Below are 16,512 nucleotides of genomic sequence, written 5' to 3' on the forward strand. Positions count from 1 at the left end.
ACACTCGCGAGTGCTCACGCCGTGAGCGCCGAAGGCGACGCGCCAGCAAGCGCGACAGCCGCTCCCTTCCTGGTGTCGAAAAGCGTCCAACTGCTGACCGGAGATACGTGGCGCGACCGCGGCAAGCTCTACCGGCTTTATGGCGTGCAATCATGCTTGCGCGGCACGATCGCCTTGGATGCCAATGGCAAGGAGCTCGATTGCGGCAACCTCTCGCTCGCCCACCTTGCCGCCTTGTTTTCGACAACGGCCGTGACTTGTCAGCCTATTGCCATGGCGCTCGACAAAGCGACCTTTGTGGTGTGTGGCGCGAAACTCGACGGCAATACGATCGACGTTGGGACCGCCCTTATCGCGGCCGGTTATGCGTTCGCCGCCACCGACGCGAAAGGCAACGCCGTCAGCGGCAACTACCTCGTGGCCGAGGTCAACGCGAAGACGAAGGCTGATGGTCTTTGGGCGATGAAGTTTCAACATCCCATCGAACTTCTGCTGAGACGGGCAGGGGAGCGCAAGCAATGAACCACGAGGATCAATCGAGCCGCTACTACTACCCTGTCGAGGGCCGCACGGACGGTGCCATAGCCGGGGCGTTCGCATTCATCGCCATCATCGCGGTGCCGGCGCTGACCTATGCCGCATGGCACGCGTTCGCGTCTTGGATGTCCGCCCTCTTTTCTTAGTTTTGAAAGTCCACGAAAGATCGCAGCAGCTCATGCAAGTCATCCGCATCCACGTCGCACCAACCGTTGTTCATGAGCCGCTCGAAATATGCGGCCTTCATTTTAAGCTCGCAAACATCGGCAACCGGCGCCATCGCTGCCTGGCGGCGGACAAGCGCCTCGTCCGCCATCACGGCGTCAAGCCGTGGTCCGATCAGCGCGGCCTCGGCCTCTTCGGCCTGCATCAACCGTTTTCCGAGACTCTCCACCTTTGCCACGGCATGGCGATGCGCCGCGATCAGATCCACGACTCCATCCGCCTCTCGTGGCTCGCCATTGCTGCTGCACACAAGTTGGATCGGCATCGACTGCTCCGAGTGGTTCGGCTCCTCCCGCATAACAAGACTGTCCCGGTCCCGCCGCGGAAAAAAGGGATGATGGCATCCCTATTTTTCCGTCGCGAAAGATGAAAACTTGCCTGCCAAGTGATCAGTGAGGACCTGTCGCCAGTGTTTCGCGCGCTCGTTGTCGAAGATCAGAATCTGATGCGGCTGGCGCTTATGGACCAGATTCGGGCGAGTCTCGGAAATTGCGTTGTCCTTGGCGCCGAGACATTGGAAATCGCTGCGCGAGAGCTTCGGAGCGCTGAGTTCGATCTGGTCGTCATTGATCCGGGACTTCCCGGCTTCGATCCGACGCTGGACGCTGATCGCGTTGCCGTCGTCGGCACAATCATCGAAGCCTCGCCAAGCGCGATCCACATCGTCGTGACAGGCTCAGACAGCGATTCTGAGGCCGAAATTTTTCGTCAAATCGGCGCGGCCGGCTATCTCGGCAAGACCGGGCTGGAGCCCGGGGTGTTTAATGACGTGCTCGACGACATTTCCACCAACGGATTTGCAGTTCGGCTTTCGCGTGTGGCGATGACCATGCCCGACGTTCGGTATTCCGTCCTGACGCCAAGAGAACAGGAAATTATCGACATGATGACCCGTCGCAAGCCAGGCATGACGCGTGCGCAGTTTTACCAGGTAATCGCGGATCGCCTCGGCATCGATCCCAGCTCGGCTGAAAAATATTACAAACAGGCGCGGGCAAAATTGATGAAGAACGGATACAGGCTACCGCAGGGTCTTTAATCAGATGTCATTGATGACCGTCCATGGGGTCAAAGTGCCCCTGCGCCCTGACGACGTCTCGCCTGTCATCTGGCAGGCCCTCGACAACGAAACCTACGAAGCCAAGGAAGCCAAGTGGATATCGAAGGCCGTGAAGCCCGGTGATCGCGTTCTGGAACTCGGCTCAGGCATCGGCATCATCACCTCGCTTATCGCTCAGATCCCGGACGTTCAGGTGTGGGCCTTCGAAGCAAATCCGGCGTCGGCTGCCCTTGCCAAGCGCGTCGTCGACGCCAACGATCTGGACAACGTGGTGCTGCTGAAAGGGATTCTTGCAGCCGGTCCGCCACGCCCATTCACTTTCTATCTCCGCAAGGACCTCTGGATGTCCTCGATGGACAAAGATCAGGGGCCATACGAGGGCGAAATGACGATTGTCTCGACTGACGCCGACGACTTCATCGTCCAGCACGGCGCCAACGTCCTTGTTATGGACATAGAAGGCGCCGAAAGGGAACTCTTGCAGCACGCCAAGCTCCCAGGCATTGAGCGCGTCTACCTAGAGCTGCATGATCACTTGTATGGCCTTGACGGAATCCGCGATATCACCCAGGCATTGGCGCTAAAAGGCTATGCGTATGATCCCCGCGGGTCCCGCGGACCGTGCGTGCTTTTCGCCAAGGACGACGGCCCACGCGAATATGAAGAGGTTGAACCAGATGCGGCGTGATACTCTTGCTGCTTGTCTTGCCTTCGCAGTCGCCATGGCTGTTGCCGTGCCAACGGCCGGCAAAGGCGCCTTCGCGGATCCCGATACACTCACGCTTGAAGATGCATCGGGCAAGGCCATCCAAACCCTTACCGTCGAGCAGTTGAAGACCGAATTTCCGCAACAGACCTACGATACGCGCACGCCCTGGACGAAAGGGGACGAGAAGATCGTCTATCGGGGGCCTCTGCTGAAGGACATATGGGCGAAAACGGGGCTCGCCGACGTCGCTAAAGTCAAGGTGATCGCCTACGACGACTTCGTGTCTGAACTCCGCATGGACGAGGTCCAGTCATATGCGCCTATCCTGGCGGTCGAACGCCAATGTACAAAGGATGACCGCAGCCAAGGACGATGCAAAGGCGATCAGCAGTTCCGCCCGATCACCATGAACGAGAAAGGTCCGATCTTCATGGTCTGGCCCTTCGATCGCCTGCCCGCCTCCTATGTCCCAGCCCGTAATGCTATCTGGGTCTTCTTCCCGGTGGTGCTGCGCGCGGACCAATGAGATTCGGAACCACCAGCCGCTTTTTTGCTGCCTTGCCTTATCTCGGGCTGGCGCTCGCCCTCCTCCTCAGCACTTGGGCGTTCGTCCGATCGGACCGCTACAGGCAAGAGACGGACGAGATCCTCAACCAGACCTATGAGATCCAGTGGCGTGCGACCCAGGTGCGCGAGCGGCTTGTCAGGGTCCATAGCTATATCCGTCTTGCCGACGAAGCCGGCAAGCTCGATCCTGACATCAACCGGCAAATGGCTCTTGTGAGCGTTAACGTCGCTCAGCTTCTGGCGCTGCCGTACCTGCAGCATTTCTTCCCGCAGAAAGACATCGAACTCCTGGAAAACGTGCGTCGGACAGTCGAGCAAAGCGTCGGGCCGATCGTCGAAGCTGGTTCCAATTATGCGGATGCCCTCGACCATATGACCAATCTCGAACAGGACATGTACGAGATCTCTAGCGCCACCGTTGATCACAGCACGACGCTCCAGGAAACTGCTCAAATCGATATAGCCGCATCCCGCAACTGGTTCATGTTCGCGATTGCGCTGGGACTGGTCGCGATCTTCTATCTCATAACCCATCAGCGTCACGCTTACGTCAGCCGTCGCGATCGACACATGCGCTCATTCGCCTCGCTGTTCGCGCATATGACGCGCTCCCGCGTCACCGCTTTGCGGCTGTTTCTGGAGGGCACCGGTTCGGAGCAACCTCCGAGAGAAGAGATGTTGAAGGCTGCCCGCAGTGCGGCGAATGAGCTCGAATCCATCAATGACGCTTTGCTCAAGATCGCCTTTTCGCAACGAGATTCGCATGTCCTGCCGCTCGCCAAGCTCTTGCTGGACCTCAAAGGTCGGGACGGCATCGTGCAGCTGTCAGTCGATTCCGAGGCGGGAACACAAGCCGTGCCGGCAACCCAGTTTCAACTGGTGCTGAGCGAGCTCGTGCAGAACGCGCTCACGGCGGTCGAAAACACCGACAGGCCGAGCGTTGTCGTAAGGGCATCGGTCGTGCACCGGCCTTTTTTTCGCCGCAACGTTCTGTTCCTGGAGGTCGCAGACAACGGTGTCGGCATGACGCCAGAAGTCCTGCGCAAAGCAAAGACGCCCTTCTTTTCGACCCGGGCCGGGAATCACGTCGGCCTCGGCCTCACCGGCTGTTCCCAGATGGTCGCCACACTCAATGGGAGGCTTTTCATCGATAGCAAACCCGGAGCGGGCACTGTCGTCAAGGTCCGCATCCCAATCGGTGCATAACGATTGGCCTCATGGGGCATAGGCCTGGCTCTTCCCTTCATGCGTGTCACTCGATGTCGAACAAGACCCCTGGGCGAGTGGCAGTGCATTGGAGCAGTTTACGGTATTGGTCGCACGCCGAATGTACGCCTTCCAGGCGTCCGAGCCGGACTCGCCGCTCCGCCATCGAGCCCGTCATCGGCCACATCAAGGCCGAGCATCGGATGGGCCGCAACTACCTCGCCGGCCAGCAGGGCCACGCCGTCAACGCCATCCTGGCCGCCGCCGGCTACAACTTCTCCCTCCTGCTCAACTGGTTCAGGCAGCTTTTGTGTCTTCTCATCGCAGCCCGCCAAAGTCAGCCAAACGAGATCGAAGCCTGACCAATCTCATTGTTTCACGGTCGACTACGCCGGCATCTGGGCACGATAGACGATCCGGTCTGGCCGCCGTCTAAGATCCCACGGTCGAGGCAGCGCTCGATCGCAATTGAGCTAGTTCCCGGTCGATCAAATCAGAATAGTGTATACGGCAATTCGCCGCGTCGGTCGCGGTCAATTTTAATGATGCTCTTGAGCGGCGGAATGGCGCGTTGAATGCAATCTATGCGCTCACAAATGCGACACGAAACGCCAATGGGCTCGAACGCTGAGTTGTTGGCAAAATCCAGCCGGTCTGCGTAGAGGAAATCGCCCGCATAGGAAATCTCGCATCCGAGCGCGATCGCGTAGCGTCGATGAGGAGAGCCAAACCCGCCCTCCCCTTTAACGACTTCGGTGGCGATACTGAGATAACGCACGCCGTCTGCCGTTTCCGCCAGCTGGCAAATCATGCGGCCTGGGGCTTCAAAGGCCTGGTGAGCATTCCACAACGGGCAAGCTGCACCGTAGCGCGCAAACTGCAACTTCGATGCACTGTGGCGCTTGGTGATGTTGCCAGCCCGGTCGATGCGCGCGAAGAAGACGGGAACGCCCTTCATCCGAGGTCTTTGCAAAGTCGAGAGGCGATGCGCCACCTGCTCAAGGCTGGCGCCGAAGCGCATTGCGAGCAGGTGCAGGTCGTGTCGAAGTTCTTTTGCCGCGGCCAGGAACGGACGGTATGGCAACATAAGCGCGCCAGCAAAATAATTCTGGAGGCCGATCCTGCATATCTCTGCCGCTTCGGAGGTACGGAGGCGCCCTCGCTCGATGATGGCGTCGATCTCCGCCCGGTGCTCCAAGGCGCCGATCTGGAATGACATCTGAAAACTTCGCGTCGGCGCTGGTGAGTATGCGTTCAGATACAGCACGCGCGCGGAAGCGTCGAAGCGCCTGATGACCCTTTCGCCATTGCCAGCACGCGCAATGCGAACATGGTGATGCTGTTCCAGGTGATCCGACAATGCGGCCCCGACATCTCGATCGGGTACGCCCAAGGCCTTCGCCAGATGCTCGGCCGCCCGGTCGAGCTCATCGATGTAATTGTCGACAAAATGAAAGAAGTCGCGCACTTCCTCGTAGGGTGTTGGCTCGGCAAAAGCATTGGTTCGGATCAACTGGTCGTCGAAGCTCGCAAGCTGCTCGCTATTTCTGCGATATGCCTGATGACAGGTGATCAGTGCATGAGCGAGAGACGGTGCGTTTTGGGCAACGAGCTTGAGTTCCTGAAATCCGGCTGAAACACCGTTAAATACGGGGTCGGCAAGTGCCTCGCCCAGTGCCGAGAGCAGCCGGTCGGCCTCACTGCCGCCAATCGAAGCAATATCAACCTGGAACTTCTCGGCGAGCGCAAGAAGCACTGCGGCGGACACCGGCCGTTGGTTGTTTTCGATCTGGTTCAGATAGCTTGTCGAAATCCCTAGGCGCTCGGCGAAGGCCGCCTGGGTGGCCTTGTTGGCCTCCCGCAGTTCGCGCACGCGCCGCCCAATGAAAAGCTTGCCGTTTGCCATTTGCAGATTCGCATGTTGCCGTTTGCAATTTCATACATTTCGCAATTGCACACGGTCAAGCCTTTCCCGTGCATTGTCGGCGAACTAATGCGTAGCGTTCCATTGGAGACGCCCATGCGATTGTTGAGCCAAGCAAAGCCGCGTTCGAGGCAAAGCCAGATCACCGCTTTGCGATTCCAGACGAACTGGAAGATGCTCGAGCAAACGGCTGGGCGCTGATGCGAGCTGTTCTCGAACAACTCGAGATCCGTCGCGCGCAGGCTCGCATGGGCGGAGGGCAGAAGCGAGTCGACGCCCAGCATGCCAAAGGCAAGCTGACGGCTCGAGAGCGCGTCGTGGTGCTTCTCGATGAAGGCTCCTTCGAAGAATACGACATGTATGTCACGCATCGTGCGACGGACTTCGGCATGGCCGAACAGAAGGTCGCCGGCGATGGCGTGGTCACAGGCTGGGGTACGATCAACGGCAGGCTGGTCTACGTCTTCTCACAGGACTTCACGGTGCTTGGCGGATCGTTGTCTGAGACACACGCTCAGAAAATCTGCAAGATCATGGACATGGCGGTGCGCAATGGGGCTCCAGTGATCGGCCTCAACGATTCCGGCGGTGCCCGCATCCAGGAGGGTGTCGCCTCGCTCGCCGGCTACGCCGACGTCTTCAAGCGCAATGTCGATGCTTCGGGCGTCATCCCGCAGATTTCAGTGATCATGGGGTCCTGCGCCGGCGGCGCGGTCTATTCCCCGGCCATGACCGATTTCATCTTCATGGTTCGAGACTCCTCCTACATGTTCGTGACCGGCCCCGACGTGGTCAAGACCGTTACAAACGAGATCGTGACCGCGGAGGAACTTGGCGGCGCGGCAACCCACACGCAAAAATCCTCTGTCGCGGACGGGGCTTTCGAGAACGACATAGAGGCTCTGGAAGAGGTCCGGCGCCTCTTTGATTTCCTGCCGCTGAACAATCGGGAAAAGCCGCCCGTACGGCCGTTTTATGACAATCCCGAGCGGGTCGAGTTGCCCCTCGACACACTGGCGCCGGAGAGCGCCAACAAGCCCTACGATATGAAGGAACTCATCCTCGCCATCGCCGATGAAGGCGACTTCTTCGAACTTCAGGCCGCCTTCGCTCGCAACATCATCACAGGTTTTGTTCGCATCGAGGGCAGGACGGTCGGCGTGGTGGCCAACCAGCCGATGGTGCTGGCCGGATGCCTCGACATCGATTCCTCCCGCAAGGCGGCGCGTTTCGTTCGCTTCTGCGACGCCTTCGACATCCCGATCCTGACGCTCGTCGACGTGCCGGGTTTCCTGCCGGGCACCGCCCAGGAATATGGCGGCGTCATCAAGCACGGCGCCAAGCTGCTGTTTGCCTATTCGCAAGCGACCGTGCCGATGGTCACGTTGATCACGCGCAAGGCTTATGGCGGCGCCTACGACGTGATGGCGTCGAAACATATTGGCGCCGACATCAACTACGCCTGGCCGACCGCTGAGATCGCGGTGATGGGCGCAAAGGGCGCTGCCGAAATCCTCTATCGGTCCGAACTCGGCGATCCCGAGAGGCTGGCGGCTCGTACCAAGGAATACGAGCAGCGCTTCGCCAATCCCTTCATTGCCGCCGAGCGCGGCTTCATCGACGAGGTGATCATGCCACATTCCTCACGCAAGCGGATCGCGCGTGCCTTTGCCGCTCTGCGGGGAAAAAGCGTCGAGACGCGCTGGAAGAAGCACGACACGATCCCGCTTTGAGTGTGCAAAATGTTCAAGAAAATCCTGATTGCCAATCGTGGCGAGATCGCATGCCGGGTGATCAAAACGGCGCACCGGCTTGGCATAGCCACCGTCGCCGTCTATTCCGACGCTGATCGCGACGCGTTGCACGTCCGGCAAGCCGATGAAGCTGTCCATATCGGTCCCGCAGCCTCAGCCCAGTCCTATCTTCGCATTGCAAACCTCCTCGATGCCGTCACCGCTACGGGCGCTGATGCGGTTCATCCGGGCTACGGTTTCCTGTCTGAGAATTCAAATTTCGCCGATGCGCTCAAAGCCAAGGGCGTCGCCTTCATCGGACCCTCGCCGGTTGCCATCGAGGCGATGGGCGACAAGATCACCTCAAAAAAGATCGCGTCATCCGCCGGTGTCTCGACTGTGCCCGGTCACATGGGCCTGATCGAGGATGCAGAGGAGGCGGTGCGCATCGCCGCAGAGATCGGCTTCCCTGTCATGATCAAGGCATCCGCCGGCGGGGGTGGCAAGGGCATGCGCATTGCCTGGAACGAGGTCGAGGCGCGCGAAGGCTTTCACTCCTCGCGAAACGAGGCGAAGAACGCCTTCGGCGACGACCGTATCTTCATCGAAAAATTCGTCACCGAACCACGTCACATTGAAATCCAGGTGCTCGGCGACCAGTACGGCAGTCTCGTCTATCTCGGCGAGCGGGAATGCTCGATCCAGCGCCGCAACCAGAAAATCATCGAGGAGGCCCCCTCCCCGTTCATCGACGAGCCGACCCGAAATGCGATGGGAAAGCAGGCCGTCGCCCTAGCCAAGGCAGTCGGCTACCACTCGGCAGGTACCGTTGAATTCATCGTCGATCGCGACCGCAACTTCTACTTCCTCGAGATGAACACCCGGCTACAGGTCGAGCATCCGGTCACCGAACTTATAACCGGCATCGATCTGGTCGAGGAAATGATCCGAATCGCCGCAGGCGAAAAGCTGCGCTTTGGCCAAGAGGATGTGAAGCTGAACGGCTGGGCGGTCGAAAGCCGGCTCTACGCGGAAGACCCGTATCGCAATTTCCTGCCCTCGATCGGTCGTCTGACACGCTACCGTCCGCCCACTGAGGGTGCACGTGCGGACGGCTCACTCATCCGCAACGATACCGGTGTGGTCGAGGGCTCGGACATCTCGATGCACTATGATCCGATGATCGCCAAGCTCTGCACCTGGGCGCCCGATCGGCCGGGCGCAATCAACGCCATGGGCGCGGCGTTGGATGATTTCGAACTGGAAGGCATCGGCAACAACCTGCCGTTTCTCGGCGCGGTCATAGACCATCCCCGGTTTCGCGAGGGGCGACTGAGCACGGCCTTTATCGCCGAGGAGTTTCCAGACGGCTTCGCAGGTGTATCTCCGACCGATGAGGATGAGCGCAAGCTCGCGGCGGTCGCGGCACACATCAACTGGAAACTGCAGCACCGAAATGTCCAGATCTCCGGAGCGATGGACAATCATCGTCGCAAAGTCTCCAGCGATTGGATCGTCACGCTTGGCAGCCATGCCTTCGCGGTCGCCGTGCGCAATCAGGAAGACGCAACCGCGGTGTCATTCGATGACGGCTCGGCTCTGAGCGTTGCAAGCGACTGGATGCCGGGACGGCATATCGCGCAGTTTCAAATTGGCACTGAGACCACGTCGATCAAGACGTCGCGCTCAGGAACTGGCTACCGACTGCGCTGGCGCGGAATGGATGTTGTCGCCCATGTACGCAGCCCCGCTATCGCCGAACTCGCGCGATTGATGCCGAAGAAGCAGCCGCCGGATACCTCCAGACTGCTGCTTTGCCCGATGCCCGGTGTAGTCACCGCGATTGCTGTTTGCGAAGGAGAGTCGGTCGAGGCTGGCCAGATTCTTGCAACGGTGGAAGCGATGAAAATGGAGAACGTGCTGCGCGCCGAACGGCGGGCAGTCGTTAAACGGATCGCCGCCAAGGCGGGGGCAAGCCTCGCCGTTGACGAGCTCATTCTGGAGTTTGAATAATGGCCGACGCCAAACTCGCCGACTGGCGTGCTCTTGCCGAACGGGAACTGAAGGCCTCCCCCGATGCCCTGGTCTGGCGCACGGCCGAAGACATCGACGTCAAGCCGCTCTACACGGCAGACGACCTGGATGGGATCAACGACCTCGCAACGCTGCCCGGGCTAAAACCGTTCGTCCGCGGACCGCGCGCGACCATGTATGCCGGCAGGCCGTGGACAATCCGGCAATATGCCGGCTTCTCGACGGCGGAGGAGTCGAATGCCTTCTACCGCAAGGCGCTCGCCGCCGGGCAGCAGGGCGTGTCGGTCGCCTTCGATCTCGCTACCCATCGCGGCTATGACAGCGACCATCCGCGTGTCGTCGGCGATGTCGGCAAGGCCGGCGTTGCCATCGATTCCGTCGATGACATGAACGTCCTGTTCGACGACATACCCCTCAAGGACGTTTCCGTCTCCATGACGATGAATGGTGCGGTCATCCCGATCCTCGCCTGCTTCATCGTCGCCGGCGAGGAGCAAGGCTGTTCGCCGGCCCAGCTTTCCGGGACCATCCAGAACGACATCCTGAAGGAGTTCATGGTCCGCAACACCTACATCTACCCTCCCGAGCCCTCGATGCGCATCGTCGCCGACATAATCGAGTACACCGCAAGGGAAATGCCGAAGTTCAACTCGATCTCCATCTCCGGCTATCACATGCAGGAGGCCGGCGCGACGCTGGTACAGGAACTCGCCTTCACCCTGGCCGATGGGCGCGAATATGTCCGCGCGGCGTTGAAGAAAGGCCTCGACGTCGACGATTTTGCCGGCCGGCTGTCCTTCTTCTTCGCGATCGGCATGAATTTTTTCATGGAGGCCGCCAAGCTGCGGGCAGCGCGACTTCTGTGGTCGTGTATCATGGAAGAGTTCCAGCCGAAAAAAGCTTCATCGCTGATGCTACGCACACATTGCCAGACATCGGGCGTCTCGCTGCAGGAGCAGGACCCCTACAACAACATTGTGCGCACTGCCTATGAAGCACTGGCCGCGGTTCTGGGTGGCACGCAGTCACTCCACACCAACTCCTTCGACGAGGCGATCGCACTGCCGACTGAGTTTTCGGCGCGGATCGCGCGCAACACGCAACTGATCCTTCAGCACGAGACCGGAGTGACCAAGGTGGTCGATCCATTGGCCGGCTCCTATTATGTCGAAAGCCTCACCGCCGAACTTGCAGATAAGGCGTGGGCGCTCATCGAAGAAATCGAGGCCATTGGCGGCATGACCAAGGCCGTCATCGACGGTTTGCCAAAACGCCTGATCGAGACGGCGGCGACCCACCGCCAGGCGTCGATCGATCTCGGCGACGAGGTGATCGTCGGTGTCAACAAGTACCGGCTGGAAAACGAGGCCCCGATCGATGCCCTTGAGATAGACAATGCGGCGGTGCGCGAGGCGCAGATCCGTCGACTCGAACAAACAAAGCGTCGGCGCGACCCCAAGCGCGTTGACGCAGCCCTTGCCGCGCTCGGCGAGACCGCAGCCGGCGGCAAGGGCAATCTTCTCGCGGCGGCCGTCGAAGCCGCGCGCGTTCGCGCGACAGTGGGAGAGATTTCCGACACGCTACGCCGCGTCTTTGGGGATCACGTAGCGGTTCCCGAGGTGATTGCGGACGTCTACGGGTCCGCCTTTCGGGATGAGCCTGAATACAAGACGCTGGCATCTCGCATCGAGGACATTTCTGTCTCCCTCGGTAAAAGACCAAAGCTGATGGTGGCCAAGCTCGGCCAGGATGGCCATGACCGCGGCGCCAAAGTGATCGCATCGGCGTTCGGTGATCTCGGCTTCGACGTGGTCGCCGGACCGCTTTTCCAGACGCCAGAAGAAGCCGCAGCCATGGCAGTGGCCTCTGAGGTTCATGTCGTCGGCGCATCTTCGCTCGCGGCCGGACACAAGACACTTCTGCCGCAACTCGTCGAGTCCCTGAAGGCGACAGGCGGCGAAAACATCATGGTTGTATGCGGTGGGGTGGTACCGCGCCAGGATTATCAGTTCCTGATGGACCATGGGGTCGCCGCCGTATTCGGCCCTGGAACACACATCTTGGACGCAGCGCGTGGGGTCGTCGATCTCCTTGAAGGAAGGCGTCGCAATCGATGAAGAGTCTCCTCGCTAAGGACCTCGGCACCGGCGAAGCGCCCCGCCCGGAAATAGATTCCGCATTAGGCAGCAATGATCCCCGAACTTGCCACAGCGGACGGCCTCTGGTCACAGCAGCCTACCTGTAGCTGCCGAACACGTAGACCGGTAGTCGCCGCGTTCGTGCGCTGGTCGAAAGCGCCGGCACCTTCACATATTCCGCTGCACCGAGAAAACATCTCGCCAAGCGTATTGGTGATCGGCGTCCCGGAGACCAGCACGAGCGCCTGGCTCGGATTCTTCGTTCCACGAACCGGAATTTCACATAAAGATCCAGGCCCGCTGGGAGCCGTTCGGATCGACGCCCTCGAACGTGGACATGTTGGTCGCACGCGCGTCTCCTGCAATATCGAGAGCAGGCCGCATGCTATCCAAGCTGCCGGCTCTTTCGGCAGCCCCGCTCTGCGTAGACGTTACTTATTGCTAAAAAACTTGAGCAACGATTCTGGGAATTAGGTTAGGCGCTTGAGCGCAATGCAGTTTTCAGTATCTTGCCGTAGCTGTTCTTGGGTAAGTCCGTGGCGAAGATATATTTCTTGGGTTTTTTGAAAGATGCAATTTGCTGACGGCACCAACTGTCGAGTTCCTGTTCAGTTATGTGCTTTCCTGGTACGCAAACCACATGGGCCACTACCTGCTCTCCCCATTCGGGCTCTGGCTCCCCAACCACCGCCGCCTCAAAAACCGCTGGGTGGCGGAGAAGCGCGTCTTCAACTTCGCGAGGATAGATATTAGTGCCCCCCGAGATAATGACGTCCTTGGAACGATCCGTGAGGTAGAGAAATCCATCATCTTGAATATAACCGAGATCCCCAGTGTATAACCACCCATCGCGAATGGTCTCAGCAGTTGCCTCGGGATTTTGCCAATAGCCGAGCATCACGGTGGGACCCTTCACGCAGATCTCACCAGTCTGGCCGAAGGGAAGAACATTGCCTTCGGAATCTACAATTGAAATCTCGATGCAGCTTTGCGCCACTCCGACTGACGCGAGGCGCTGTCGCGAATCCGGGTGGGTTGTGTCTGCCACTAGGTCGCGAGAAAGTGCCGAAATGGTCATAGGCGTCTCGCCTTGACCATAGATCTGTACAAAGCGCGGCCCGTAGACCTTTAGTGCATCCTCTATGTCATTCACATACATTGGTCCGCCGCCATAGATGATTGTACGAATCCCAACACCGTCATACCCTAGTGAACGCGAAGCAGCGATTAGGCGCTTGACCATGGTCGGAGCGGCGAAGAGCACGATGTTCTGACGGTTGCGGGCAGCATCAATGATTTCGTCGATGTCGAAGGCGCCAGACTTGGGCACTAGGTGCGCTCCACCCGCACGTATGTGGGGAAACATGTAGAGGCCGGCTCCGTGCGACATCGGCGCTGCATAAACCACGGTGTCCGATGCCAACGCGATATCTACATCAGCCGTATAGCAGAGCGTCATATGACGGAGGTTGTTATGGCTGAGCATCACCCCCTTGGGTCTACCGGTGGTACCCGAGGTGTAGAACAGCCAGGCCAAATCATCATTTGCGAGAGCAAGTGGCGGGACGATCGGTGCATTAGAGCAGCCAACTTGGTCCGAAATATTGATTTCATGGAGCGTGCTACTGGCGCGGAAACCACTGCCGGTGTCAGTGTAAACGAGGGACGCACCAGCGTTGATTGCAATCCATTCGGCTTCCTGCGGATGCAGCTTGCAGTTGATCGGAACAGCCACTGCGCCTATCCACCAGCAGGCGTGCAAGATTTCGAGATATTCTGGGCAGTTCTTAGCGAAGACGGCTACCCGATCACCACTGGTGAGGCCGTAATACCCGGCCATTGTTGCGGCGCGATCGCAGATGGCTCGCAGGAGACTTGAATATGTGTGGAAGCGCTCGTTCCCATAGAGTATTGCGTCCCGGTTCGGCCAGCTCAAAGCAGTTTGATAAAGCCAATTTGCGATATTCATTAGAATAAGCCGGATCCTATATCTGGGCTAGCTCGATCAGGCGACTGCTGGCGTAACTTGACAATGCAGCCCGCCGTCGACGAAGAGCGAAGTGCCAGTCACGTACTTGGCTTCGTCACTTGCAAGGAAAAGCACCGCGTTGGCAACATCCCACCCGTCACCCATTTTGCCCATGGGCACCATTCCGTTGCGCTTGGTCAGCATCGTCTCGATGTCACCACCATATGCCTCTGTCAGCGGCTCGACGATCATCGGCGTGTTCATTAGACCGGGCATCACGGCGTTTACGCGAATTCCACGACGCGCATACTCCATCGCGACATACGTTGTGAAATGATTGACCGCCGCCTTGCTGGCTCCATAGGATACGTAGTTTACCCCCAGCCACCTTGCGCCTGCCACCGAGGAGATGTTAACAATCGAACCGCCCGTCGCCTGCATAACAGGCAACGCGTACTTGCAGGTCAAGAACATGCTTTTGACGTTCGTGTCCATGACCCGGTCCCAGTCCGACTCGCTAAGATCGACGGGACCACCGACTGCCACAATGCCGACGTTGTTGACCAAGATGTCGATGCGGCCGAACCGCTTGAGGCAGGCTTTAACAGCGTCAGATACCTGGTCTGGGCGGGTCACGTCTGCCCCGTAAGCCTCGCAGATGCCGCCCTCACCCTCAATGTGTGCTTGTGTGGCGCGCGCCGCATCCGGGCGATAGTCAACACCGAAAACGGCCGCGCCTTCCCGGGCCAGCAAGACAGCGGTCGCATTGCCGTTGCCCCAACCGTCACCAATGCAGCCAGCTCCCATAACGAGGGCTATCTTGCCTTCAACACGCTTGCCCATATTTCTTTCCAACAACGGTTTTACTTTGCTCGTCAGAAAATTGTCTTTCGTGTGTTTCTCGCGGACGGCCGCTTAACGAATAGACGGTTCGGCGCGAAAGCTTCCAGGAACGTCGGGCTGCGCTTGAGTTGAGCCAGGTCGGACACCTTGCCCCGAATTTAACTTACCGGTTATGGCCGACTTGTATTTCCGCACCTGCGGTATCTGTGCCACCGGTGTTCGCCCGCCCTTTCAACCCAAGCATCTCCCGGGCATCGTCCGGTGTCGCGATGTCGAAGGACAAAAGGGTTAGGATTTCGCGCATCCGCATTACCTGTTCGGCATTGGACTTGGCGAGCCTGCCCTTGTCGAGGTACAGGTTGTCTTCCATGCCCACCCGCACATTTGACCCCATCGTAGCGCCCATGGTGCACAGGCGGAACTCATGTTTTCCCGGCGCAAGAACTGACCAGCGATAATCCGCGCCGAACAGCCGGTCTGCGACATTGCGCATGTGAGTCATATTGTCAGCGTCCAAGCCAATTCCGCCACTGAACCCGAAGACAGTTTGGATGATGAAGGGTGGCGTTAACAGGCCGACATCCGCGAAGTAGGCTACGTTATATAGATGCCCAACGTCATAGCATTCGCATTCGAAGCGTGTGCCGCCCGCGCCGACCTCGTTGATCGTTCGAGTGATCATCTCCTCTGAATTTGGATAAACGCGGGACGGGGCCGCGGCGAACAATTGCCGCTCCCAAGCGTGTTGCCAGTACTCAAACTTGTCGAGCAATCTCTGCCGCCCGTAGGGAGAAAGAGATCCCATATTCAAGGAGGCAAGCTCTGGTTTGAACCGCAGTGCAGCAGCAATCCTGTCTTCAAGCGTCGTCTGTGGCCCGCCGCTCGTTGTGATGTTGATTATTACGTCAGACTCTTGACCCACACGATCGATTGCCGGCGCATATACGTCTGGATCGGGTGTAGGGCGCCCATCGCGCGGATCGCGGGCGTGGAAATGGATGATGGCCGCCCCCGCTTCCGCTGCCCCAATCGCCTGCTCTGCAATCTGCTCCGGGGTAATTGGCAGATATGGCGACATTGTCGGCGTGTGTGCTGAGCCCGTCACAGCACATGTAATCACTACTTTGCGTCCAGCGGACATAAGAGTACTCCAACTGCTTATTTGATGAGTCTAGTCGAGCAGGGCCTAGTGTGCGAGCAAGGAGAGTTATTGCGAGGTCCGAAGAGTTATGATCCGTGATCCAGCGGGTGAGCCATGCAGATACGTCGTCGACGATGTTGAGCACGCGGAACCTCCCGCCACAGGCGAACTGGTCATGGACGAAGTCCAGCGATCAACGCGCATTCGGCTTTGCCTCGACTTGGACCAGCGTCCGCGTGCCGACTGCTCGCCGTCTTGCCCGGCGCTTGCGCACCGTCAGTCTTTCCTCGCGGTAAAGACGATAGATACGGTTGATCGCCGACGCCTCGCCCTGGCGCCTGAGCAGGATGAACAGCCGTCGATAGCCGAAGCGCCGGCGCTTGTCCGCGAGGTCACGCAGCCGACCACCACGCAGCTCCGTCTCTG

General features: G+C 59.0%; 15 protein-coding genes and 2 pseudogenes. 10 read left to right on the forward strand and 7 right to left on the reverse strand.

The genetic code is table 11. The features are described 5' to 3' along the window. Positions 1 to 21 precede the first annotated feature (21 nt). On the forward strand, positions 22 to 522 hold the full coding sequence (locus AC0L3D_RS31210; RefSeq protein ID WP_473646932.1) for a thermonuclease family protein: 501 nt from the start codon (positions 22 to 24) through the stop codon (positions 520 to 522). Continuing rightward, the gene (locus AC0L3D_RS31215) at positions 519 to 683 is read left to right on the forward strand and encodes a hypothetical protein (protein WP_167697625.1); all 165 of its coding nucleotides are present in this window, start codon (positions 519 to 521) and stop codon (positions 681 to 683) included. Before AC0L3D_RS31210 ends, AC0L3D_RS31215 begins: the two co-directional genes overlap by 4 nt. On the opposite strand, the gene AC0L3D_RS31220 is transcribed toward AC0L3D_RS31215, so the two are convergent. After that, positions 680 to 1,027, reverse strand: a complete 348-nt coding sequence (locus AC0L3D_RS31220) for a hypothetical protein (RefSeq protein WP_473646934.1) — start codon at positions 1,025 to 1,027, stop codon at positions 680 to 682. The two genes, AC0L3D_RS31215 and AC0L3D_RS31220, sit on opposite strands and share 4 nt — an antisense overlap. A gap of 144 nt (positions 1,028 to 1,171) precedes the next feature. On the opposite strand from AC0L3D_RS31220, the gene AC0L3D_RS31225 reads away from it, so the two are divergent. The 5 genes from AC0L3D_RS31225 to AC0L3D_RS31245 are packed head-to-tail and all read left to right on the forward strand — an operon-like array spanning position 1,172 to position 4,666. Beyond that, the gene (locus AC0L3D_RS31225) at positions 1,172 to 1,801 is read left to right on the forward strand and encodes a response regulator (RefSeq protein WP_473646936.1); all 630 of its coding nucleotides are present in this window, start codon (positions 1,172 to 1,174) and stop codon (positions 1,799 to 1,801) included. A gap of 4 nt (positions 1,802 to 1,805) precedes the next feature. Next, entirely contained in the window at positions 1,806 to 2,510 is a 705-nt protein-coding gene (locus AC0L3D_RS31230; protein WP_473646938.1) for an FkbM family methyltransferase, read from the forward strand. A gap of 34 nt (positions 2,511 to 2,544) precedes the next feature. Further along, a complete protein-coding gene (locus tag AC0L3D_RS31235; RefSeq protein WP_473646939.1) occupies positions 2,545 to 3,057 on the forward strand; it encodes a hypothetical protein in 513 nt (170 codons plus the stop codon). Continuing rightward, a complete protein-coding gene (locus AC0L3D_RS31240) occupies positions 3,054 to 4,304 on the forward strand; it encodes a sensor histidine kinase (protein WP_473646940.1) in 1,251 nt (416 codons plus the stop codon). The genes AC0L3D_RS31235 and AC0L3D_RS31240 overlap by 4 nt, the downstream gene beginning before the upstream one ends. A 53-nt stretch (positions 4,305 to 4,357) precedes the next feature. Beyond that, positions 4,358 to 4,666 (forward strand): transposase, encoded by a 309-nt coding sequence (locus tag AC0L3D_RS31245; protein ID WP_473646942.1) that lies wholly within the window; start codon positions 4,358 to 4,360, stop codon positions 4,664 to 4,666. 131 nt (positions 4,667 to 4,797) lie between these two features. Here the strand turns inward: AC0L3D_RS31245 and AC0L3D_RS31250 are convergent, their stop codons facing one another. Beyond that, positions 4,798 to 6,210, reverse strand: coding sequence for a helix-turn-helix domain-containing protein (locus AC0L3D_RS31250; protein WP_473646944.1), 1,413 nt, complete (start codon positions 6,208 to 6,210; stop codon positions 4,798 to 4,800). A gap of 218 nt (positions 6,211 to 6,428) precedes the next feature. Here AC0L3D_RS31250 and AC0L3D_RS31255 point away from each other — a divergent pair, with 218 nt between their 5' ends. From AC0L3D_RS31255 to scpA, 3 genes are read left to right on the forward strand one after another with little or no spacing between them, the layout of a single operon-like run. Further along, the gene (locus tag AC0L3D_RS31255; protein ID WP_473646945.1) at positions 6,429 to 7,961 is read left to right on the forward strand and encodes an acyl-CoA carboxylase subunit beta; all 1,533 of its coding nucleotides are present in this window, start codon (positions 6,429 to 6,431) and stop codon (positions 7,959 to 7,961) included. A 9-nt stretch (positions 7,962 to 7,970) separates the two neighbouring features. Then, positions 7,971 to 9,974, forward strand: a complete 2,004-nt coding sequence (locus tag AC0L3D_RS31260; RefSeq protein ID WP_473646947.1) for an acetyl-CoA carboxylase biotin carboxylase subunit — start codon at positions 7,971 to 7,973, stop codon at positions 9,972 to 9,974. Next, entirely contained in the window at positions 9,974 to 12,112 is a 2,139-nt protein-coding gene (scpA, locus tag AC0L3D_RS31265; protein ID WP_473646949.1) for a methylmalonyl-CoA mutase, read from the forward strand. The genes AC0L3D_RS31260 and scpA overlap by 1 nt, the downstream gene beginning before the upstream one ends. A gap of 209 nt (positions 12,113 to 12,321) precedes the next feature. Here scpA and AC0L3D_RS31270 read toward each other — a convergent pair. From AC0L3D_RS31270 to AC0L3D_RS31290, 5 genes and pseudogenes are all read right to left on the reverse strand, one after another. Further along, positions 12,322 to 12,481: pseudogene (locus AC0L3D_RS31270) on the reverse strand (N-6 DNA methylase); the annotation flags it as partial. 127 nt (positions 12,482 to 12,608) lie between these two features. Continuing rightward, positions 12,609 to 14,102 carry a class I adenylate-forming enzyme family protein gene (locus AC0L3D_RS31275; RefSeq protein WP_473646950.1) on the reverse strand — a complete coding sequence of 498 codons (1,494 nt, stop codon included), beginning with the start codon at positions 14,100 to 14,102 and terminating at the stop codon, positions 12,609 to 12,611. A gap of 36 nt (positions 14,103 to 14,138) precedes the next feature. Further along, entirely contained in the window at positions 14,139 to 14,945 is an 807-nt protein-coding gene (locus AC0L3D_RS31280; protein ID WP_473646952.1) for an SDR family NAD(P)-dependent oxidoreductase, read from the reverse strand. Between the two features lie 163 nt (positions 14,946 to 15,108). Next, complete coding sequence (kce, locus tag AC0L3D_RS31285) at positions 15,109 to 16,086, reverse strand: 3,5-dioxohexanoate:acetyl-CoA acetone transferase (protein ID WP_473646953.1); 978 nt, start codon at positions 16,084 to 16,086, stop codon at positions 15,109 to 15,111. Between the two features lie 117 nt (positions 16,087 to 16,203). Then, a pseudogene (locus tag AC0L3D_RS31290) lies at positions 16,204 to 16,512 on the reverse strand (IS3 family transposase); the annotation flags it as partial.

Source organism: Mesorhizobium sp. WSM4837, assembly GCF_055811435.1.